Below are 19,891 nucleotides of genomic sequence, written 5' to 3'. Positions count from 1 at the left end.
TTGCGCCGCGCGCGGTTTCGGCTATTCTATGCTGCAGCGCAAAAAGGTGAGACATGCGGATCGGCGTTCCCAAGGAGATCAAGACCCACGAATACCGCGTCGGGCTGGTTCCGGCGGCGGTGCGCGAGCTGATCCATGGCGGCCACCAGGTGGTGGTCGAGAGCGGGGCCGGCGACGGCATCGGCAGTCCGGACAACGCCTATCGGCTGGCCGGCGCGGCCATCGCAGACTCCGCCGCCGAGGTGTTCGCCACCGCCGAGCTGGTGGTCAAGGTCAAGGAACCGCAGCCGTCCGAGACGGCGATGCTGCGCCAGGGTCAGGTGCTGTTCACCTATCTCCACCTCGCACCAGATCCGGTCCAGGCCAGGGGGCTGATGGAGTCGGGCTGCACCGCCATCGCCTACGAGACGGTGACCGATGCCTTCGGCCGGCTGCCCCTGCTGGCCCCCATGAGCGAGGTCGCCGGGCGCATGTCGATCCAGGTCGGCGCCCATTGCCTGGAAAAGGAACAGGGCGGCATCGGCCTGCTGCTGGGCGGCGTGCCCGGAGTGCCGCCGGCCAGCGTCACCATCGTCGGCGGCGGCGTGGTCGGCACCAACGCCGCCCGCATGGCGGTGGGGCTGGGGGCGCGGGTGACGGTGCTCGACACCTCGCTGGCCCGCCTGGCCCAGCTCGACGAGATGTTCGGCGGCCGCGTCCAGACCGCCTATGCCACCCTCGACGCGGTCGAGCGCCACGTTCTCGAGGCCGACCTCGCCATCGGCGCCGTGCTGGTGCCCGGCGCCGCCGCCCCCAGGCTGGTCGGGCGCGAGCTGGTGGCCGGCATGCGCAACGGCTCGGTGGTGGTCGATGTCGCCATCGACCAGGGCGGCTGCTTCGCCACCGCGCGGCCCACCACCCACGCCCAGCCCACCTATGTGGACGAGGGCGTGGTCCATTACTGCGTCACCAACATGCCCGGCGCGGTCGCCCGCACCTCGGCCTTCGCGCTGGGCCATGCCACCCTTCCCTATGTCCGGGCCCTGGCCGATCGCGGCTGGGCCGAGGCACTGAGACGGGACCCGCATCTGCTGGCGGGTCTCAACGTCCACCGCGGCAAGGTCACCCATGCCGCGGTGGCGCGCGACCTGGGCCATGCCTTCGTCGACCCCCTGGCCGCGCTGGCCGAATAACAAAAAGGATCTGGCACCACCATGGACATCAAGAAGATTCCGATCGGCAAGAACCCCCCCAACGACATCAACGTGATCATCGAGATCCCGCTGCGCGGCGACCCGGTGAAGTACGAGATCTGCAAGGAATCGGGGGCGATGTTCGTCGACCGGTTCATGCATACCGCCATGTTCTACCCGACCAATTACGGCTTCGTGCCGCACACCCTGTCCGACGACGGCGATCCGGTGGACGTGATGGTGGTGGGCAAGCACGGCATCGCGGTGGGAGCGGTGATGCGCTGCCGCCCCATCGGCGTGCTGCTGATGGAGGACGAGGGCGGCCACGACGAGAAGATCCTGGCGGTGCCGCACCCCAAGCTGCACCCCTATTACGACGACGTGAAGTCCTATGACGAACTGCCCCGCATCCTGATCCAGCAGATCGAGCACTTCTTCGCCCACTACAAGGACCTGGAGGAAGGCAAGTGGGTCAAGGTGCTGGGCTGGGGCGGGCCTGAGCGCGCCGCCGAGCTCATCGAGGAGGCCATCAGGCGCGCCGCCAAGAAGAAGTAGGGCGGGGCGTTCCCCGCCCAGCCGCCAGAACACCAAAAAAGGCCGTCCCCCGCCGGGGACGGCCTTTCCTTCGGGTGCGCGGCGGCGTTCAGTCCCGGTCGCGCAGATGGTGGGCGAGAGCGAGCAGGCTTTCCGGCTCGACCCCGTCACGGGCCATGACCCGGCGCAGCACGTCGTCGTCGGCGAGAAGCTCGTCGAGCGACGGCTCGTCATTGCCGAGATAGCGGCTGGACCGGCGCATGTGCACGCCAAGGGCGAACGGAACGGTGCGGGCTTCGGTCGGCAGGGCGGGCGAACAGGCGCTGGGTATCATGGTTGCCCCCTTCCGGCTGATGTGGGCGTGTCTCGACTATACATCACTATGACTACGGCTTGTCGATCCGTTCATAAGTATCATATTGCCGCTTTCTTACCACGGAGGTGGCATCCGAAGGTGAATACTGCAGCGCAATATTAGGAAGCCTCGAATATGCCCGGGTCGGCATAGACATGTGGTCGCCCCGGCCGGCGCGCAAGAGCGCGGTGCCGCGTCAGCGCGGCATCATGGCGTCACGGCCGAGCACGCTGTCCGACAGCAGGGGGTGGCGGGGGTGGGGGGCGAACAACTGGTAGTGCCACCATTCCTTCCGGTAATGATCCCATCCGGCCGCCGTCATCAGGCCCAGCAGCAGGTGGCGGTTGGCCTGGGCGGCGGCGGGAATGGCGGCGGCGCCGTGATGGGACTCGGGGGTGAAGGCGTCGAAGGCGGTGCCCATGTCCAGCGGCGCCCCGGCGTCGTCCACCAGGGTGAGGTCCACCGCCGCCCCGCGCGAATGCAGCGACCCTCGCCGGGGATCGGCCAGGAAGTCGGGGTCGGGGGTGTGGGTCCACAGCACCCATTGCGCCTCGACCGGGCGGAAGGCGTCGAGGATGCGCAGCCGCAATCCCAGCGCCCGCGCCAGCCGGGCCGCCTCGGCCAGCCGCTCCGCCGCCTCGGCGACGAGGAAGCAGCCGGCATCGGGACGATAGACCGGGCGGCCGGTGAAATTGTCGGCGGTGGCGTAGGCCAGCGCCACCTCGACGTCCAGGTCGGGCGGGCCGATGCGCACCAGCGGGACCATCGCTTCTCCTTTTCATCCGCACGCGGGCGGGGCAGTATAGCCGCCCCGCCCGGCTGCCGCTAAGACCATGCTGGTTCTCGCCCTCGATTCCGCCGCCTCCGCCTGTTCCGCCGCCCTGTGGCGGGACGGCGCCGTGCTGGCCCGCCGCTTCGCCGCCATGAGCCGCGGCCAGTCCGAGGCGCTGGTGCCCATGGTGGCGGCGGTCATGGACGAGGCGGGACGGGGCTTCGCCGATCTCGACCTGCTGGCGGTGACGGTGGGGCCGGGCGCCTTCACCGGCATCCGCATCGGCCTGGCCACCGCCCGCGCCCTGGCCCTGGCGGCGGGCAAGCCGCTGGCCGGCATCACCGTGCCCGAGGCGGTGGCGGCGGCGGTGGCGGAGACCGAGCGGCGCGGCCGCACCGTCCTGGCGGCCATCGAATCCCGTCGTGAGGAGCCGTGGCTGCAGGCCTTCGACTCCGATCTGCGCCCCTTGTCGGCGCCGCTGGCGCTGCCGCCGGAAGCGGCGGCCACGCTGGTCGGCGGCCCGGTGGTGGTGGTCGGCGACGCTGCGGCGCGGGTGCTGCCGCACCTGCCCGACGCCGTCGCCGCCACGGCGCCGCCCTGTCCCGACGCGGCGGTGGTGGCGGCGCTGGCGGCGGCACGCTGGGCGGCCGGCACCGCGCTGGCGCCCGAGCCGCTGTACCTGCGTGCCGCCGACGTCACCCCGCCCCGGGCCTGAGGCGGTGGAGCTGATCGCCGCCACGCCGCTGCACGCCGAGGTGCTGGCCGGCATGCACCGCATCTGCTTCGCCGAGCCCTGGGGACCCCAGGCCATGATCGACCTGCTGGCCATGCCGGGCGCCGCCGGCCTGATCGCGGTGGACGGCGCCAGCCTGGTGCCCGCCGCCGGGCCGCCGGGGCCGGCCGGCCTGGTGCTGTGGCGCGCCGCCGCCGGCGAGGCCGAGATCCTGACCATCGCCGTGCTGCCGCCGTGGCGCCGCCGCGGCCTCGGCGGGCGGCTGGTCCAGGCGGCGGCCGACCGGGCGGCGGCGGCCGGGGCGACGGTGCTGTTCCTCGAGGTCGATGCCGGCAACCGGGCCGGCCTGGCGCTTTACGGCAGGCGGGGTTTCACCGCCGTGGGGCGGCGCAAGGGCTATTACGGCGGCAATGACGCGTTGATCATGCGCAAGGATCTGGACACTACTTCTTCCGGATCGTGAGCCGATGGACACCCTGGGCGCCGCCCTCGACTTCCGCCTCAAGCGACACGATTTCATGCCCCAATTCCGCCACCGAGCGCGGGACATTGGTCAAAGGCTCGTGACCTTTCAGGCGCACCTCGGCGATCTCGCCGGGTTGCATGCGTTCCACCAGCAACTTGGTGCGGACGAAGGTCATGGGGCAGACCTCTCCGGTGATGTCAAGGTAGTAGTTTGCGTCGTCAGTCATGCGCAGGCTGCCTTCTTGTTTTTTCCGTAGAAGTTATTGCCACTAGCCGGCAAAAGAATTATATACCCCTCCATTCGTCGTATTTGGAGGTCTGCTCTTCATGTCGGAGCGTTCTAACACCAGCGACCTGTTGGCGCTGACCACCGAGATCGTGGCTGCGCACGTCGCCAACAACACCGTCGCCGTGAGCGACCTGCCTCAGCTGATCAACGAGGTCTACCGCACCCTGGCCAGCGTCGGCTCGGTGCCGGCGGTGCCCGAGCGCCCGCAGCCGGCGGTGGCGGTGAAGAAGTCGGTGAATCCCGATTACATCATCTGCCTCGAGGACGGCAAGAAGCTGAAGATGCTGAAGCGCCACCTCAAGACCGCCTACAACATGACGCCCGAGGAATACCGCGAGCGCTGGGGCCTGCCCGCCGACTATCCCATGGTCGCCCCCAATTACGCCGCGCACCGCTCGACCCTGGCCAAGAAGATCGGCCTGGGCACCAAGCCGCGCCGGCGGCCGGCCGCCAAGCGGGCCTGATCCCAGGCCCCGGCATCGGGAACAGCGATGGCGCCGCAGGCGTTTTGCTTGCGGCGCCTTTTCGTCTATGATGGCGCCGCGCTTTCCAAGAGACAAGGTTCGGCATGGTTTCGAGAATCGAGCAGCGCTGCATCGACAAGGGCATGAAGATGACCGATCAGCGCCGGGTGATCGCCCGGGTGCTGTCCGAGTCCGATGACCATCCCGACGTCGAAGAGGTCTATCGCCGCGCCACCGCCATCGATGCCCACATCTCGATCGCCACCGTCTATCGCACGGTGCGTCTGTTCGAGGAGGCGGCGATCCTGGAGCGCCACGATTTCGGCGACGGCCGCGCCCGCTACGAGGAATCGCCCAGCGAGCATCACGACCACCTGATCGACGTGCAATCGGGCAAGGTGATCGAGTTCACCAGCCCCGAGATCGAGGCGCTGCAGCGCGAGATCGCGCGCCGCTATGGCTTCCGTCTGGTCGGTCATCGCCTTGAGCTGTATGGAGTTCCGCTGGGCGCGGACAAAGAATCCGAAGCCTGATCTGACTGACGCGAGGGGACATGACGTCGACGGAGAATGAGGCCGAGGCCGGCGGGTCTCGCCTTGAGGTGCGTCTGGCGGCGAGCGACGAGGAGATCGCCGCCGCCCAGGCCCTGCGCTACCGCGTCTTCTATGACGAGATGGGGGCCAGGCCGTCCGCCGCCATGGCGGCCCGGGGCTCGGATTTCGACGATTTCGACACCGTCTGCGACCACCTGCTGGTGCTCGATCCGGCGCGCGGGACCGGCGGTGCCGCGGTGGTCGGCACCTACCGCCTGATCCGCCGCGAGGTGGGCGAGCGCTTCGGTCGCTTCTACACCGCCGGCGAGTACGACATCTCCAAGGTGCTGGCCGGCGGCGGCCGCTTCATGGAACTGGGCCGCTCCTGCGTCGATGCCGAATACCGCACCGGCACCACCATGCAGATGATGTGGGCGGGCATCGCCTCTTACGTCTTCGACCACGGCATCGACCTGATGTTCGGCTGCGCCTCGCTGCCCGGCACCGATCCGGACGCGCTGGCCACCCAACTGGCCTATCTGCACCATTTCCACCTGGCGCCCGAGGCCATGCGGCCCCGCGCCCTGCCTGAACTCTATGTCGACATGAACCGCGCCCCGGCGGACTCGCTCAATCCCCGCCGGGCGCTGGCCTCGCTGCCGCCGCTGGTCAAGGGCTATCTGCGCCTGGGCGGCTTCGTCGGCGACGGCGCGGTGATCGATCACCAGTTCAACACCACCGACGTCTGTGTCCTGGTCAAGACCGACCTGGTCACCGCGAAATATTCCAAGCATTACGACCGCACCGCCCGGGACGTGATGGCCACCTCCTGACGCCCCAGCCATGGTCAATCCCTTCGTCGCCACCCTGCGCCTGATCGCCTTCCTGGGCTGGACCCTGGTCCTGCTGCCGCCCTATCTGGCGGTGCTGGCGGCCAGCGGCTTCCACGCCGCCCGGTTCACCCGCTTCTACTTCCGCCGGGTCGCCCGCATCTGCGGCTTCCACGTGGTGGTGCACGGCACCCCGGCCGGCCTCGTGCGGCCGGTGATGTTCGTCTCGAACCATTCCAGCTATCTCGACATCGTCATCCTGGGCAGCCTGCTGCCGGCCTGCTTCGTCGCCAAGACCGAGGTGGCGGGGTGGCCCGGCTTCGGCTTCCTCGCCCGCATCGCGCGGACCGTCTTCGTCGCTCGCCGCCGCGGCGGTTCGGCGCGCGAGCGCGACCTGCTGCGCCGGCGCCTGGACGGCGGCGATTCGCTGATCCTGTTCCCCGAGGGCACCTCCAACGACGGCAACCGGGTGCTGCCGTTCAAGAGCTCGCTGTTCGCGGTGGTAGAGGCGCCGCTGGCCGATTCCTCGCTTCCGGTGGTGCAGCCGGTGTCGGTGGCCTATACCCGGCTCGACGGCATGCCCATGGGCCGCGCCTTCCGCAGCTTCTATGCCTGGTACGGCGACATGACCCTGGCCGGCCACCTGTTCGAGGCGCTGGGCCTGGGCGAGGCCACCGTCGAGGTGACCTTCCACGCGCCGGTCACCCTGGCCGATTTCGGCGACCGAAAGGCCCTGGCCAACCATTGCCACGACGTGGTGGCGAACGGGGTGGTCCGCGCCCTGTGCGGGCGCCCGCTGCCGCCGGCGCTACCTCATCCGGCCGCCGCCGTCGCGGAAGCGTAACCCGGCGTAACTGTTCCGAACCTTGACTCCTGGACCGGCGGTGCTAGCTTCATGGCATGGCCCGGTCCCCAACCGCTGGCGGCGGCAACGCCGCTTGCATAAGACATTGACCAGAAAGCTCTTCGTCAAGACCTACGGTTGCCAGATGAACGTCTACGATTCCGCCCGCATGGCGGACGTGCTGGCGCCGCTGGGATATGGCCCGGCCGAACGGGCGGAAGACGCCGACATGGTCATCCTCAACACCTGCCACATCCGCGAGAAGGCGTCCGAGAAGGTGTTTTCGGAACTGGGCCGGCTGAAGCGCCTGAAGACCGCCCGGGACGACGGCATGATCATCGCCGTGGCCGGCTGCGTCGCCCAGGCCGAGGGCGAGGAGATCCTGCGCCGCGCCCCCTTCGTCGATATCGTGCTGGGGCCGCAGACCTATCACCGCCTGCCGGAAATGGTGGCGCAAGCGAGCCGCGCCGGCGGTTCGGTGCTCGACACCGACTTCCCGGCCGAGCCCAAGTTCGACCACCTGCCCGACGCCCGCGCCGACGGCCCCGCCGCCTTCCTGTCGGTGCAGGAGGGCTGCGACAAGTTCTGCACCTTCTGCGTCGTGCCCTATACCCGCGGCGCCGAGTATTCGCGCCCCCGCGCCGCCATCCTGGACGAGGCCCGCCGCCTGGTCGATCAGGGGGTGGTGGAGATCACCCTGCTGGGCCAGAACGTCAACGGCTGGCATGGCGACCAGGGCGGCCTCGCCCATCTGATCCGGGGCCTGGCCGGGATCGACGGGCTCGAGCGCATCCGCTACACCACCTCGCACCCCATGGACATGGACGAGGCGCTGATCGCCGTCCACGCCGAGGTGGACAAGCTGATGCCGTTCCTGCACCTGCCGGTGCAATCGGGCTCGGACCGCATCCTGGCGGCCATGAACCGCCGCCACGACCGCGACGACTACCTGCGCCTGGCCGAGCGGCTGAAGGCGGTGCGGCCCGATCTGGCCTTGTCCTCGGACTTCATCGTCGGCTTCCCCGGCGAGACCGATGCCGATTTCGCCGACACCCTGGCACTGGTGCGCGAGGTCGGCTTCGTCCAGACCTATTCCTTCAAGTATTCCGCCCGTCCCGGCACGCCGGCGGCGGCCATGCCCGACCAGGTCCCCGAGCCGGTCAAGGAGGCCCGCCTGGCCGCGCTGCAGGCCTTGCTGCAGGCGCAGACCGAGACCTTCAACCGCGCCTGCGTCGGGCGCACCATGCCGGTGCTGCTCGACCGCCCCGGCCGCCATGCCGGCCAGATGCTGGGGCGCTCGCCCTACATGCAGCCGGTGCACGTGGACGCCGCCGCCCATCTGGCCGGCAAGGTGGTGCGGCTCACCGTCACCGCGGTGCACCCCAACTCGCTGGCGGCGGTGCCGGCGGCGGAAGGGAGCCCGCGGTGAGCCAGGCCAGCCCCGCCGATGCGACCACCCATCGCGAGTTCGAGGACAACGCCCTGCTGCAGGTGCTGTTCGGTCCCCACAATGCCAATCTGGAGCGCATCGAGGCGCAGCTGGGGGTGGCGCTGAACGCCCGCGGCAACACCGTCTCGGTGTCCGGCCCGGTCGAGGCCGCCGGCGATGCCGGCCAGGTGCTCGACGCCCTTTACGCCCTGGCTCGCCGCCAGGGCCACCTGGAAACCGCCGACGTCGATGCCGCCGTGCGCATGGCCCGCCATGTCCCCGAGCCGGGCGCCGATCTGGTGCTGCGCACGCGCAAGCGTCACATCGCCCCGCGCACGCCGACCCAGGCCGACTACCTGCGCGCCCTGGCCCGCGACCCCTTGGTGTTCGGACTGGGTCCGGCCGGCACCGGCAAGACCTACCTGGCGGTGGCCAAGGCGGTGGCGCTGATGCTGGCCGGCGAGGTCGACCGCATCATCCTGTCGCGCCCGGCGGTGGAGGCCGGCGAGCGCCTGGGCTTCCTGCCCGGCGACCTCAAGGACAAGGTCGATCCCTATCTGCGCCCGCTCTACGACGCCCTCTACGACATGCTGCCGGGCGACCAGGTGATGAAGAAGCTGGGCTCGGGCGAGATCGAGGTGGCGCCGCTGGCCTTCATGCGCGGGCGCACCCTGGCCAATTCCTTCGTCATCCTGGACGAGGCGCAGAACACCACCCCGGTGCAGATGAAGATGTTCCTGACCCGCATGGGCGAGGGCTCGCGCATGGTGGTGACCGGCGATCTCAGCCAGATCGACCTGCCCGCCGGAACCCGGTCGGGCCTCAAGGATTCCATCGACATCCTGGGCGCCATGGAGGGCGTCTCGTTCATCCGCTTCACCGACCGCGACGTGGTCCGCCACGGCCTGGTCACCCGCATCGTGCGGGCCTATGACCGCGCCGAGCGGGAAGGAAAACCCAGTCCATGACCATCGTCACAGTAGAGGTCGCCATCGCCGATCCCGCCTGGACCGAGGCCCTGCCCGGCGCCGAGGAACTGTGCCGCACCATGGCGGCGGCGGCGGTGGCCGGGGCCGGCGAGGGGCTCGATGGGCCGCCGGTGGAAATCAGCATCCTGCTCGCCGACGACGGCGAGGTGCAGCGCCTGAACCGCGAGTGGCGGGGCAAGGACGTGCCCACCAACGTGCTGTCCTTCGCCGCCATGGACGACGACGAGGCGCCGCTGCCGGTGGGCGCGCCGCTGCTGCTGGGCGACGTGGTGCTGGCCCTCGGCACCTGCGTCGCCGAGGCCCGCGAGCAGGGCAAGACCCTGGCCCACCATGCCGCCCATCTGGTGGTGCACGGCGTGCTGCACCTGCTGGGCTATGATCACGAGGCCAGCGGGCACGAAGCCCGCGGTCACGAAGAAAGCGAGGCCGAGGCCGAGCAGATGGAACGCCTGGAAGCCGCCATCCTGGCCGGCTACGGCATCGCCGATCCCTATACCGGCATCGCCGCCCCCACGAACATCGCCGAAGGAGGGCGATGAGGACCATGAACGACCCGCAAAGTACCCCGCCCCGTGAGAACGGGGCGAACCACAGGGCCGACGGCCTTGTCGACGGCATCCGCAACTGGATGCGCCAATTGCGCCGCTCGAAGGGAAGCGAGACGGTGCGCGAGGCCCTCGAGGAGCTGATCGAGGACCGCGACGAATCCGGCATCCCCATCGACGACCACGAGCGCCTGCTGCTGGGCAACATCCTGCACCTGCGCGAGCGCACCGCCTATGACGTGATGGTGCCGCGCGCCGACATCGTCGGCGTCGACGCCACCCTGGGCGCGGACGACCTGACCGAGTTCTTCACCCGCCACGGCCATTCCCGGCTGCCGGTGTACCGCGGCGACCTGGACGACATCATCGGCATGGTCCACATCAAGGACGTGCTGGCCGCCCTTCGGGTCGACAAGCCGTTCCAGCTGCACCGCATCGTGCGCCGGGTGCTGTTCGTGTCGCCGTCCATGCGGGTGATGGACATGCTGCTGGAGATGCGCCTGAAGCGCACCCACATGGCGCTGGTGGTGGACGAATACGGCGGCATCGACGGGCTGGTCACCATCGAGGACCTGGTCGAGCAGATCGTCGGCGAGATCGAGGACGAACACGACCGCGCCGCCGAGCCCGACCTGGTAATGCGCCCCGACGGGGTCATCGAGGCCGACGCCCGCACCCCCATCGCCGAATTCGAGGAATTGGTGGGGTCGGTGCTGACCGAGGAGGAGCGCGACGACGTCGATACTTTGGGCGGCCTGGTGTTCTTCATCGCCGGGCGGGTGCCGTCGCGCGGCGAGCTGATCGCCCACCCCTCGGGCCTGGAATTCGAGGTGGTCGATGCCGATCCGCGCCGGGTCAAGTGGCTGCGGGTCCGCCGCACCGCCCCCGAACCGTCCCCGGATTCCGCATGACCGCCACCGCCGCCGTGCTCGCGCTGGCCCGTGCCGGCGGCTTCGCCGGAGGCGGACTTGGCGCGCTGCCGGGCGCGGTGGCCGGGCTGAAGGGCTGGCGCCGCAACGGGCTTCTGGCGGCACTGGGCCTGCTGTCGGTGCTGGCGCTGCCCCCGGTCGGGCTGGTGCCGGTGCTGCTGCCCACCGTCGCCGCCCTGGTCTGGGCGCTGGGCGGCGCCACCTCGCGCAAGGGCGCCTTCGCCGTCGGCTGGTGGTGGGGGCTGGGCTGGTATGCCGGTGGCTTCTACTGGATCGGCAACGCCATGCTGATCGAGCCCGAGAAATTCGCCTGGATGATCCCGTTCTCCACCCTGGGCCTGGGCGGCGTGCAGGCGGTGTTCCTCGGCCTCGCCACCTTGGGCGCGTGGATGCTGCGGCCCGGCGGGGTGCTCGGCGTGGTGGCGCTGGCCGGCACCTGGACGCTGGCGGAATGGGTGCGCTCGTGGTTCCTCACCGGCTTTCCGTGGAATCCGTTGGGCTCGGTGTGGGACGCGGTGCCGGCGGTGCTGCAGGGCGCCGCCGTGGTCGGCGTCTACGGCCTGTGCCTGGGCACCGTGCTGGTGTTCGGCCTGCCGGCGGCGGCGGCGCAGGCCCCGGACCGCCGGGTGAGGATGCGGGCGCTGGGGGCCGCCCTGGCCCTGGCCGCCCTGACCCTGGGCGGCGGCGGCCTGCGGCTGGCCGCCAACCCCACCGAAACCGTCGATGGCATCCGCCTGCGCCTGATCCAGGCCGCCATCGGCCAGCAGCACAAATGGCAGGAGGACCTGCGCGAGGCGCACCTGCTCGACCAGATCGAACTGACCCGCCAGCCGGGGCTGGACGGCATCACCCATGTGGTGTGGCCCGAGACGGCGGCGCCGTTCTTCCTCGACCTCGATGCCCGCCACCGGGCGCTGGTCGCCCATGTCGCTCCGCCGGGGGGCATGGTGCTGACCGGGGCGCCGCGCATCACCCCCAAGGGCGTCGAGCCGATGCGGCTGTGGAACAGCCTGATGGCCATCGACGGCGCCGGCCAGGTGGTGGGGGGCTACGACAAGGTGCATCTGGTGCCGTTCGGCGAATACGTGCCGCTGCGCCAGATTCTGCCCATCGCCAAGATCACCCACGGCGGCACCGATTTCTCGCCCGGACCCGGCCTGCGCACCCTGGACCTGCCCGGCCTGCCGCCCTTCAGCCCGCTGATCTGCTACGAGGCGATCTTTTCGGGTTCCGTGGTCGGCGGCGACCAGCAGCGCCCGGACTGGCTGCTGACGGTGACCAATGACGGCTGGTTCGGCCTGTCGGCCGGTCCCTATCAGCACCTCGCCGCCGGGCGCATGCGGGCGGTGGAGGAGGGCCTGCCGCTGGTGCGCTCGGCCAATACCGGCATTTCGGGCGTCTGGGACCCGCTGGGGCGCGAGGTGGCGCGGCTGGATCTGGGACGGCGCGGCATCGTCGATTCGTCGTTGCCGCGCCCGCTGCCGGCGACCATCTATGCCCGGTTGGGGCCGCCCCTGCCGCTGGCGCTGGCGCTGGCCTGTCTCGTCGTCGCCGGACTTGTCGCCGGCGGGCTCCGCCGCGCATCACGAGGAAAGGGTTGAACGCATGCCCACTGCGCGACGACAATGGTGAAGACACCCGATTGACTTGCATACAAATGCCATACTATTGTCGTCACCGGGTCAAGGCCCTTACTTCTCAATAGTTTAGCGTCGGATATCCCAATGGCACAAACTCCGCGTACCAAGAAAACCGGACCCCGGAAGGTGAGCAGCCGCGGGCGCATGCCATCGGGCAAGCCCAATCCCATCGACGTCCATGTCGGCGCCCGCGTGCGCCTGCGCCGGACCCTGCTCGGCATGAGCCAGGAGAAGCTGGGCGAGGCCCTGGGCCTGACCTTCCAGCAGGTGCAGAAATACGAACGCGGCGCCAACCGCATCGGCTCGTCGCGCCTGTTCGACCTCTCGCGCGTCCTCGACGTGCCGGTCAGCTTCTTCTTCGACGACATGGGCGACGACCTGAAGGCGCAGAGCCCGGCCCTGATCGCCGGCGTCGGCGGGCTGGAGGAGCCGCCCGCCCAGTTCGAGCACGATCCCATGGCCAAGCGCGAAACGCTGGAGCTGGTGCGGGCCTATTACCGCATCACCGACCCCCACGTCAGGAAGCGCGTCTACGAGCTGGCCAAGGCCCTGGCCGACGCCGCCGAGGCCATGGGGCGCTGAACGCGAACCCATGGTTTCCGGTTGCGGCGACGGCCCCTTCGGGGGCCGTTCGTCGTTTCGGAGGAATGTCATCAACCGGTCGGAAGATGGGCGGACCGCTTCGGACTTGACGAGACGATGGTCGTGCTGTCACAAGAACCCCCTTGGGGGTGGGCGCCCGCGCGCAGCCTCCGCGTGGAGATTTGTGACCGCTTGCCGCCACGCAAAACACCGGCTAAGTGGGTGCATCCCGATGGCAGCCCTATCGTCCATTCCCGATGCCCCTGGTCCACCCGCCTGGAACTAGGAGAGCCTGTCCCGTGTCCAAGAAGAACTTCCTTTTCACTTCCGAATCCGTGTCCGAGGGCCATCCCGACAAGGTGTCCGATCGCATCTCCGACGCCATCGTCGATGCCTTCCTGGCCGCCGATCCCTATTCCCGCGTCGCCGTCGAGACCTTGTGCACCACCAACCTGGTGGTGATGGCCGGCGAAGTGCGCGGCCCGGCCTCGGTGACCCCGGCGCTGATGGAAGAGATCGCCCGCCACGCCATCAAGGACATCGGCTACGAGCAGGACGGTTTCCACTGGAAGAACGCCGAAGTCCAGTGCCACGTGCACTCCCAGTCCGCCGACATCGCGGTCGGCGTCGACGCCGCCGGCGAGAAGGACGAGGGGGCCGGCGACCAGGGCATCATGTTCGGCTACGCCTGCAACGAGACCTCGGTGCTGATGCCGGCGCCCATCTACTATTCCCACGAGATCCTGAGGAGCCTGGCCGAGGCCCGCCATTCCGGCGCCCAGCCGCTGCTGGGTCCGGATTCCAAGTCGCAGGTGACCCTGGAATACCGTGACGGCAAGCCGGTGCGCGCCACCTCGGTGGTGGTATCGACCCAGCATGACGGCGCCCTGTCCCAGGCCGACGTGCGCGAGATCGTGCGCCCGCACGTGCTCGACGTGCTGCCCGAGGGCTGGATGTGCCCCGAGGAGACCTTCTACGTCAATCCCACCGGCCGCTTCGTCATCGGCGGTCCGGACGGCGATTGCGGCCTGACGGGGCGCAAGATCATCGTCGATACCTACGGCGGTGCGGCGCCCCACGGCGGCGGCGCCTTCTCGGGCAAGGACCCGACCAAGGTCGACCGCTCGGCCGCCTATGCCGCCCGCTACCTGGCCAAGAACGTGGTCGGCGCCGGTCTGGCCGATCGCTGCGTCATCCAGCTCAGCTACGCCATCGGCGTGTCCAAGCCGCTGTCGGTCTATGTCGACACCTACGGCACCGGCCGCGTCGACGAGGACAAGCTGTCGATGGTGCTGCAGGAGCTGATGGATCTCAGCCCGCGCGGCATCCGCACCCATCTCGCCCTCAACAAGCCGATCTACGCGCGCACCGCCGCCTATGGCCATTTCGGGCGCAATCCCGATGCCGATGGCGGCTTCTCGTGGGAGAAGCTGGACCTGGTCGACCAGCTCAAGAAGGCGTTCTAACCCACTTGGCCGAAGATACCGAAGAGACGCGGGCGGGCGACCGCCCGCGCTTTTTCGGCCGGCGGCGCGGCAAGAAGCTGCGCCAGTCCGGGCTCGACCTGCTGGATGCCGTGCTGCCCGGCATGGCCGTCCCGCTGCCGGCCGGTCCGCTCGACCCCTTCGCCCTGTTTCCCGTCCGCCCCGGCCAGGTCTGGCTGGAAGTGGGGTTCGGCGGCGGCGAGCACGTGGTGGCCCAGGCCGCCCTCAATCCCGAAATCGGCCTGATCGGCTGCGAGCCGTTCCGCAACGGCATCGCCAGCCTGCTGGCGCACCTGCCGCAAGACGCCCGCGACCGCGTGCGCATCTTCGCCGACGATGCCCGCCTGCTGCTGCCGGCCCTGCCCGAGGCCAGTATCGGCCGCGCCTTCGTGCTGTTCCCCGATCCCTGGCCGAAGAAGCGCCACGCCGAACGCCGCTTCATCGGCCCCGCCAACCTGGACGCCCTGGCCCGGGTGCTGGCCGCCGGTGCCGAGCTGCGCGTCGCCTCGGACGACCCGGTCTACCAGGATTGGGCCGGCCAGCATCTGGCGGCGCACCCGCTGTTCGAGGAAGTCCAGGTCACCCGCGACCGCGCCACCCTGCCCGACGACTGGCCGCCGACCCGCTACGAACAGAAATGCATCACCGGCAATGCGCCGGTGTTCTTCCGCTATCGGCGGAAGACATCCCCGGGCTAGCTACTCCAGCGCCTGCCTGAGCGCCGCCGCGGTGGCGAAGGGGGCGAGCGGCAGGGCGCCCACCAGCAGCCCGCCCAGGATCAGCAGGTGGGGTTTCGCCGACAGGCCTTGCGCCGCCGCGTCGATGGCGCCGACCCCGAAGATCAGCACCGGCACGTAGAGCGGCAGGATCAGCAGCGACAGCAGCACGCCGCCGCGCCGCGCCCCCAGCACCAGGGCGGCGCCGATGGCGCCGATCAGCGACAGCACCGGAGTGCCGATCAGCATGGTCAGCATCAACACGCCGAAGGCGTCGGCGTTGAGGTGCAGCAGCACCGCCAGCACCGGCGCGGCGACCAGCAGCGGCACGCCGGTGGTCAGCCAGTGGGCCGCCACCTTGGCCGCCACCGCCACCTCCAGCGGCGCCGGGGTCAGCACCAGCAGTTCCAGCGAGCCGTCCTCGTAATCGGCCTGGAACAGCCGGTCCAGCGACAGCAGCGAGGCCAGCAGCGCGGTCACCCACAGCACGCCGGCGGCGACCCGCTCGAGGATGCCGCTTTCCGGGCCGATGCCGAACGGGAACAGCACCACGGTCAGCACGAAGAAGGTCACCACCATGATGCTGTCCGACCCCTGGCGCAGCGCCAGGCGCAGGTCGCGGCGGATGATCTCGAGGAAGCGGGTCATGACCGGAACTCCCCCTCCCCCTTGACGGGGGAGGGTTGGGGTGGGGGTGCCGCCCGGCAGGCAGCCGGGGATTCCCCCCCCACCCCGACCCTCCCCCGCGCGTGGAACGCGCACGACCAATGTGCGGGCTCTGCCCGCGAGGGGGGAGGGAGGTTGCCGACCGCCGCCTTCATTCCTCGTCCTCCGCCAGGGCGAACTGATCCAGCCGCAGCACCGCGGCGCCGGGCAGGGCGACGTCCTGGTGTGTGGACAGCACCACCATGCCGCCCTGGGCGCGGTGCCCGGCGAACACATCCTCGAGCACCGCGATGGAGGCGCGGTCCAGCGCCGTGGTCGGCTCGTCCAGCAGCCACAGCGGCGACGGCGCCGCCAGCAGCCGGGCCAGGTTGGTGCGCCGCTTCTGCCCCGCCGACAGCATCTTGCCGGGAATGTCGCGCAGATGCGCCAGGCCGAAGCGCTCCAGCGCGTGCTCCACCGCGCCCGCCGCCTTGCCGGCATGGGGCTCGTGCAGGCGGGCCCAGAAGCGCAGGTTCTCGGCCACCGTGAGGACCGGCTTCACCGCGTCGTGGTGGCCGACGTAATGGGTGCGGGCGGCATGGGCCTCGGCATCGTCGCCGGCCTCGCCCTCGCCCCATGTCAGCTGTCCGGCCGCCGGCTTCAGCAGCCCGGCCATCACCCGGAGCAGGCTGGACTTGCCCGAGCCGTTGGGCCCCAGCAGCATCAGCGCCTCGCCCGGACCGACCCGGAAGTCGAGATGGGCGAACACCACCCGGCCGCCGCGCACGCAGCCCAAGCCTTGGCCGGAAAAGGCGGAAGGGGGGGGATCGAAGGTCATCGGGGGTGTATGGCAGAAAGCGCGCGGCCCCTCAAGGGGCGCCCCGCCCGGCGGCTGAGGGCCATCAATAAATAACGGCCGGTGCGGGGGGGACGCACCGGCCGTCTGATGACCCGGGCCGCCGGCCCGCAAAGGGGGGGTGGGCCGGCGGCGGCAAAGGGGCCGTCTATCCCGGTATCCAAGCATCGGATTATGGCAGGAATATGGGGCGCGCGCCGGCATTCGGGTAGGGGCGCCCCGCCCGTTCGGATAGCGACACTGGACTCCACCTGAAAATTGTGGTGTAAGCGCAGGCGCATCCGGTCCAATATTCGCCGGTTCCGATCGTATTCGCGGAGGATGTCCCGTGCTTGAAGCCTATCGCCAGCATGTCGCCGAACGCGCCGCCCTTGGCATTCCCCCGCTGCCGTTGTCGGCCGAGCAGACCGAATCCCTGGTCGCCCTGCTGAAGACTCCGCCCAAGGGCGAGGAGCAGGCGCTGGTCGAGCTGATCACTCACCGGGTGCCCGCCGGCGTCGACGATGCCGCCCGGGTCAAGGCCGGCTTCCTCGCCGAAGTGGCCAAGGGCACCGCGTCCAGCCCGCTGATCGATCGGGTCAAGGCCACCGAACTGCTGGGCACCATGCTGGGCGGCTTCAACATCAGCCCGCTGATCGAGCTGCTGGGCGACGCCACCTGCGGCGCCGCCGCCGCACAGGGGCTGAAGAACACCCTGCTGATGTTCGACTATTTCCACGACGTCAAGGCGCTGGCCGACACGGGCAACGCCAACGCCAAGGCGGTGCTGCAGTCGTGGGCCGACGCCGAGTGGTTCACCAGCCGTCCGGCGGTCCCCGAAAGCCTGACCGTCACCATCTTCAAGGTGTCGGGCGAGACCAACACCGACGATCTGTCGCCGGCCCCCGATGCCTGGAGCCGCCCCGACATCCCGCTGCACGCCTTGGCCATGCTGAAGAACCCGCGTCCCGGCATCGAGCCCGAGGAGGCGGGGGTGCGCGGCCCGGTGCGGTTCCTCGAGGACCTGCGGGCCAAGGGCCATCTGGTCGCCTATGTGGGCGACGTGGTCGGCACCGGCTCGTCGCGCAAGTCGGCCACCAATTCGGTGCTGTGGTTCACCGGCGAGGACATCCCCTTCGTCCCCAACAAGCGCTTCGGCGGCGTCTGCCTGGGCACCAAGATCGCCCCCATCTTCTACAACACCATGGAGGATGCCGGCGCCCTGCCCATCGAGCTGGACGTCAACCAGATGGACATGGGCGACGTGGTCGAGCTGCGTCCCTATGACGGCAAGGCGCTGAAGAACGGCAAGGTGATCGCCGAGTTCACCGTCAAGTCCGAGGTCATCTTCGACGAGGTCCGGGCCGGCGGCCGCATTCCGCTGATCATCGGCCGCGGCCTGACCGCCAAGGCGCGCGAGGCCCTGGGCCTCCCGCCCAGCACCCTGTTCCGGCTGCCGGCGGTGCCGGCCGATACCGGCAAGGGCTTCTCGCTGGCGCAGAAGATGGTCGGCCGCGCCTGCGGCCTGCCCGAGGGCAAGGGCATGCGCCCCGGCACCTATTGCGAGCCCCGCATGACCACCGTGGGGTCGCAGGACACCACCGGCCCGATGACCCGCGACGAGCTGAAGGACCTGGCCTGCCTGGGCTTCTCGGCCGATCTGGTGATGCAGTCGTTCTGCCACACCGCCGCGTACCCGAAGCTGGTCGACGTCAAGACCCACAAGGAGCTGCCGGCCTTCATCAGCACCCGCGGCGGCATCGCCCTGCGTCCCGGCGACGGCGTCATCCATTCCTGGCTGAACCGCCTGCTGCTGCCCGACACGGTGGGAACGGGGGGCGATTCCCACACCCGCTTCCCCATCGGCATCTCGTTCCCGGCCGGCTCGGGCCTGGTCGCCTTCGCCGCCGCCACCGGCGTGATGCCGCTGGACATGCCGGAATCGGTGCTGGTGCGCTTCAAGGGCAGCCTGCAGCCCGGCGTCACCTTGCGCGACCTGGTCAACGCCATCCCGCTCTACGCCATCCGCGCCGGCCTGTTGACCGTCGAGAAGAAGGGCAAGAAGAACGTCTTCTCGGGCCGCATCCTGGAGATCGAGGGGCTGCCCGACCTCAAGGTCGAGCAGGCGTTCGAGCTGACCGACGCCTCGGCCGAGCGCTCGGCCGCCGGCTGCACCGTGCGGCTCAACCAGGAGCCGATCATCGAGTACATGCGCTCCAACATCACCCTGATGAAGTGGATGATCGCGGAAGGGTATGAGGACGCCCGCACCCTGGGCCGCCGCATCAAGGCCATGCAGGCGTGGATCGCCGATCCTAAGCTGCTGGCCCCCGATGCCGACGCCGAATACGCCGCGGTGATCGAGATCGACCTGGCCGACATCAAGGAACCCATCGTCGCCTGCCCCAACGACCCGGACGACGTCAAGCTGCTGTCCGAGGTCGCCGGCGACACCATCGACGAGGTGTTCATCGGCTCGTGCATGACCAATATCGGCCACTTCCGCGCCGCCGCCAAGGTGCTGGAGGGCAAGTCCGACATCCCCACCCGGCTGTGGATCGCGCCGCCCACCAAGATGGACCAGACCATTTTGACCGAGGAAGGCTATTACAGCATCCTCGGAAAGTCGGGGGCGCGCATGGAGATGCCCGGCTGTTCGCTGTGCATGGGCAACCAGGCCCAGATCCGCAAGGGCAGCACCGCCATGTCCACCAGCACCCGCAACTTCCCCAATCGCTTGGGCATCGACACCAGGGTCTATCTCGGCTCGGCCGAGCTGGCGGCGGTGTGCGCGCTGATGGGCCGGATTCCGACGTCGGCGGAATACCTCGAACAGGTCGGCAGCCTCAGCGCCAAGGCCGCCGATATCTACCGCTACATGAACTTCGACCAGATCCCTGCCTTCCAGTCGGTGGCGGAGACGGTCACGGTGTAAGGAATTGGGCCGTCATGCCCGGACTTGATCCGGGCATCCCCCCGCCGCCATGGACCCCGGGTCAAGCCCGGGGGTGACGCGACGGGAGAGCAGGCGGCCCGGCAGTTTAATAAGAAGAGCGCTCAAACCTGACCCCCCGGCGGAACACCGCCGGGGGGTTTTTCTTTGGTT

Annotated in this window: 22 protein-coding genes; 17 read left to right on the top strand and 5 right to left on the bottom strand. The window is 69.7% G+C overall.

The window, feature by feature from the left end; all coding sequences use genetic code 11:
• Positions 1-53 precede the first annotated feature (53 nt).
• Together ald and ppa are read left to right on the top strand one after the other, a co-directional pair.
• Positions 54-1,172, top strand: a complete 1,119-nt coding sequence (gene ald / locus MTBUT4_RS16875) for an alanine dehydrogenase (RefSeq protein WP_173980867.1) — start codon at positions 54-56, stop codon at positions 1,170-1,172.
• Between the two features lie 21 nt (positions 1,173-1,193).
• Complete coding sequence (gene ppa / locus MTBUT4_RS16870) at positions 1,194-1,727, top strand: inorganic diphosphatase (protein ID WP_173980866.1); 534 nt, start codon at positions 1,194-1,196, stop codon at positions 1,725-1,727.
• 88 nt (positions 1,728-1,815) lie between these two features.
• On the opposite strand, the gene MTBUT4_RS16865 is transcribed toward ppa, so the two are convergent.
• Positions 1,816-2,040 carry a hypothetical protein gene (locus tag MTBUT4_RS16865; protein WP_173980865.1) on the bottom strand — a complete coding sequence of 75 codons (225 nt, stop codon included), beginning with the start codon at positions 2,038-2,040 and terminating at the stop codon, positions 1,816-1,818.
• A 217-nt stretch (positions 2,041-2,257) separates the two neighbouring features.
• Positions 2,258-2,827, bottom strand: a complete 570-nt coding sequence (gene ddpX / locus MTBUT4_RS16860) for a D-alanyl-D-alanine dipeptidase (RefSeq protein WP_173980864.1) — start codon at positions 2,825-2,827, stop codon at positions 2,258-2,260.
• A 67-nt stretch (positions 2,828-2,894) separates the two neighbouring features.
• Here ddpX and tsaB point away from each other — a divergent pair, with 67 nt between their 5' ends.
• Both tsaB and MTBUT4_RS16850 read left to right on the top strand, forming a co-directional pair.
• Positions 2,895-3,548, top strand: coding sequence for a tRNA (adenosine(37)-N6)-threonylcarbamoyltransferase complex dimerization subunit type 1 TsaB (gene tsaB, locus MTBUT4_RS16855; protein ID WP_173980863.1), 654 nt, complete (start codon positions 2,895-2,897; stop codon positions 3,546-3,548).
• A 4-nt stretch (positions 3,549-3,552) separates the two neighbouring features.
• Positions 3,553-4,029 carry a GNAT family N-acetyltransferase gene (locus MTBUT4_RS16850; RefSeq protein WP_254434902.1) on the top strand — a complete coding sequence of 159 codons (477 nt, stop codon included), beginning with the start codon at positions 3,553-3,555 and terminating at the stop codon, positions 4,027-4,029.
• Here MTBUT4_RS16850 and MTBUT4_RS16845 read toward each other — a convergent pair.
• Complete coding sequence (locus MTBUT4_RS16845) at positions 4,010-4,258, bottom strand: sulfurtransferase TusA family protein (RefSeq protein ID WP_173980862.1); 249 nt, start codon at positions 4,256-4,258, stop codon at positions 4,010-4,012. The genes MTBUT4_RS16850 and MTBUT4_RS16845 overlap by 20 nt on opposite strands.
• A 100-nt stretch (positions 4,259-4,358) precedes the next feature.
• Here MTBUT4_RS16845 and MTBUT4_RS16840 point away from each other — a divergent pair, with 100 nt between their 5' ends.
• The 12 genes from MTBUT4_RS16840 (at position 4,359) to MTBUT4_RS16785 (ending at position 15,287) form a co-directional block, all read left to right on the top strand.
• Positions 4,359-4,784 (top strand): MucR family transcriptional regulator, encoded by a 426-nt coding sequence (locus MTBUT4_RS16840; RefSeq protein WP_173980861.1) that lies wholly within the window; start codon positions 4,359-4,361, stop codon positions 4,782-4,784.
• 104 nt (positions 4,785-4,888) lie between these two features.
• Entirely contained in the window at positions 4,889-5,317 is a 429-nt protein-coding gene (locus tag MTBUT4_RS16835; RefSeq protein WP_173980860.1) for a Fur family transcriptional regulator, read from the top strand.
• Between the two features lie 20 nt (positions 5,318-5,337).
• Complete coding sequence (locus MTBUT4_RS16830) at positions 5,338-6,150, top strand: GNAT family N-acetyltransferase (RefSeq protein WP_173980859.1); 813 nt, start codon at positions 5,338-5,340, stop codon at positions 6,148-6,150.
• A gap of 10 nt (positions 6,151-6,160) precedes the next feature.
• Positions 6,161-6,991 carry a 1-acyl-sn-glycerol-3-phosphate acyltransferase gene (locus tag MTBUT4_RS16825; protein WP_173980858.1) on the top strand — a complete coding sequence of 277 codons (831 nt, stop codon included), beginning with the start codon at positions 6,161-6,163 and terminating at the stop codon, positions 6,989-6,991.
• A 106-nt stretch (positions 6,992-7,097) separates the two neighbouring features.
• Positions 7,098-8,420: a tRNA (N6-isopentenyl adenosine(37)-C2)-methylthiotransferase MiaB gene (gene miaB / locus MTBUT4_RS16820; protein WP_173980857.1), complete on the top strand. Its 1,323-nt coding sequence runs from the start codon at positions 7,098-7,100 to the stop codon at positions 8,418-8,420.
• A complete protein-coding gene (locus MTBUT4_RS16815) occupies positions 8,417-9,388 on the top strand; it encodes a PhoH family protein (protein ID WP_173980856.1) in 972 nt (323 codons plus the stop codon). Before miaB ends, MTBUT4_RS16815 begins: the two co-directional genes overlap by 4 nt.
• The gene (gene ybeY, locus MTBUT4_RS16810) at positions 9,385-9,948 is read left to right on the top strand and encodes an rRNA maturation RNase YbeY (RefSeq protein ID WP_173980855.1); all 564 of its coding nucleotides are present in this window, start codon (positions 9,385-9,387) and stop codon (positions 9,946-9,948) included. Before MTBUT4_RS16815 ends, ybeY begins: the two co-directional genes overlap by 4 nt.
• 5 nt (positions 9,949-9,953) lie before the next feature.
• Positions 9,954-10,865 carry a hemolysin family protein gene (locus MTBUT4_RS16805; protein ID WP_173980854.1) on the top strand — a complete coding sequence of 304 codons (912 nt, stop codon included), beginning with the start codon at positions 9,954-9,956 and terminating at the stop codon, positions 10,863-10,865.
• Entirely contained in the window at positions 10,862-12,484 is a 1,623-nt protein-coding gene (gene lnt, locus MTBUT4_RS16800) for an apolipoprotein N-acyltransferase (protein ID WP_173980853.1), read from the top strand. Before MTBUT4_RS16805 ends, lnt begins: the two co-directional genes overlap by 4 nt.
• Before the next feature lie 123 nt (positions 12,485-12,607).
• Positions 12,608-13,105: a helix-turn-helix domain-containing protein gene (locus MTBUT4_RS16795; RefSeq protein WP_173980852.1), complete on the top strand. Its 498-nt coding sequence runs from the start codon at positions 12,608-12,610 to the stop codon at positions 13,103-13,105.
• Positions 13,106-13,404: 299 nt separating this feature from the next.
• The gene (gene metK, locus MTBUT4_RS16790) at positions 13,405-14,571 is read left to right on the top strand and encodes a methionine adenosyltransferase (RefSeq protein ID WP_173980851.1); all 1,167 of its coding nucleotides are present in this window, start codon (positions 13,405-13,407) and stop codon (positions 14,569-14,571) included.
• A gap of 5 nt (positions 14,572-14,576) precedes the next feature.
• Positions 14,577-15,287 (top strand): tRNA (guanosine(46)-N(7))-methyltransferase TrmB, encoded by a 711-nt coding sequence (locus MTBUT4_RS16785; RefSeq protein ID WP_173980850.1) that lies wholly within the window; start codon positions 14,577-14,579, stop codon positions 15,285-15,287.
• Here the strand turns inward: MTBUT4_RS16785 and ccmB are convergent, their stop codons facing one another.
• Both ccmB and ccmA read right to left on the bottom strand, forming a co-directional pair.
• A complete protein-coding gene (ccmB, locus tag MTBUT4_RS16780; protein ID WP_173980849.1) occupies positions 15,288-15,953 on the bottom strand; it encodes a heme exporter protein CcmB in 666 nt (221 codons plus the stop codon).
• A gap of 169 nt (positions 15,954-16,122) precedes the next feature.
• Positions 16,123-16,788, bottom strand: coding sequence for a heme ABC exporter ATP-binding protein CcmA (gene ccmA / locus MTBUT4_RS16775; protein WP_173980848.1), 666 nt, complete (start codon positions 16,786-16,788; stop codon positions 16,123-16,125).
• A gap of 346 nt (positions 16,789-17,134) precedes the next feature.
• Here ccmA and acnB point away from each other — a divergent pair, with 346 nt between their 5' ends.
• Positions 17,135-19,720, top strand: coding sequence for a bifunctional aconitate hydratase 2/2-methylisocitrate dehydratase (gene acnB / locus MTBUT4_RS16770; RefSeq protein WP_173980847.1), 2,586 nt, complete (start codon positions 17,135-17,137; stop codon positions 19,718-19,720).
• Positions 19,721-19,891 lie beyond the last annotated feature (171 nt).

The organism is Magnetospirillum sp. UT-4, assembly GCF_902729435.1.
GTDB lineage: Bacteria > Pseudomonadota > Alphaproteobacteria > Rhodospirillales > Magnetospirillaceae > Magnetospirillum.
This window is presented reverse-complemented; position numbering and strand designations above follow the sequence as displayed.

Bases quoted from the DNA above. Each gene is read 5' to 3' on its own strand.
- ald (WP_173980867.1), top strand. From the start codon at position 54: ATGCGGATCGGCGTTCCCAAGGAGATCAAGACCCACGAATACCGCGTC.
- ppa (WP_173980866.1), top strand. From the start codon at position 1,194: ATGGACATCAAGAAGATTCCGATCGGCAAGAACCCCCCCAACGACATC.
- MTBUT4_RS16865 (WP_173980865.1), bottom strand. From the start codon at position 2,040: ATGATACCCAGCGCCTGTTCGCCCGCCCTGCCGACCGAAGCCCGCACC.
- ddpX (WP_173980864.1), bottom strand. From the start codon at position 2,827: ATGGTCCCGCTGGTGCGCATCGGCCCGCCCGACCTGGACGTCGAGGTG.
- tsaB (WP_173980863.1), top strand. From the start codon at position 2,895: ATGCTGGTTCTCGCCCTCGATTCCGCCGCCTCCGCCTGTTCCGCCGCC.
- MTBUT4_RS16845 (WP_173980862.1), bottom strand. From the start codon at position 4,258: ATGACTGACGACGCAAACTACTACCTTGACATCACCGGAGAGGTCTGC.
- MTBUT4_RS16840 (WP_173980861.1), top strand. From the start codon at position 4,359: ATGTCGGAGCGTTCTAACACCAGCGACCTGTTGGCGCTGACCACCGAG.
- MTBUT4_RS16835 (WP_173980860.1), top strand. From the start codon at position 4,889: ATGGTTTCGAGAATCGAGCAGCGCTGCATCGACAAGGGCATGAAGATG.
- MTBUT4_RS16830 (WP_173980859.1), top strand. From the start codon at position 5,338: ATGACGTCGACGGAGAATGAGGCCGAGGCCGGCGGGTCTCGCCTTGAG.
- MTBUT4_RS16825 (WP_173980858.1), top strand. From the start codon at position 6,161: ATGGTCAATCCCTTCGTCGCCACCCTGCGCCTGATCGCCTTCCTGGGC.
- ybeY (WP_173980855.1), top strand. From the start codon at position 9,385: ATGACCATCGTCACAGTAGAGGTCGCCATCGCCGATCCCGCCTGGACC.
- MTBUT4_RS16805 (WP_173980854.1), top strand. From the start codon at position 9,954: ATGAACGACCCGCAAAGTACCCCGCCCCGTGAGAACGGGGCGAACCAC.
- lnt (WP_173980853.1), top strand. From the start codon at position 10,862: ATGACCGCCACCGCCGCCGTGCTCGCGCTGGCCCGTGCCGGCGGCTTC.
- MTBUT4_RS16795 (WP_173980852.1), top strand. From the start codon at position 12,608: ATGGCACAAACTCCGCGTACCAAGAAAACCGGACCCCGGAAGGTGAGC.
- ccmB (WP_173980849.1), bottom strand. From the start codon at position 15,953: ATGACCCGCTTCCTCGAGATCATCCGCCGCGACCTGCGCCTGGCGCTG.
- ccmA (WP_173980848.1), bottom strand. From the start codon at position 16,788: ATGACCTTCGATCCCCCCCCTTCCGCCTTTTCCGGCCAAGGCTTGGGC.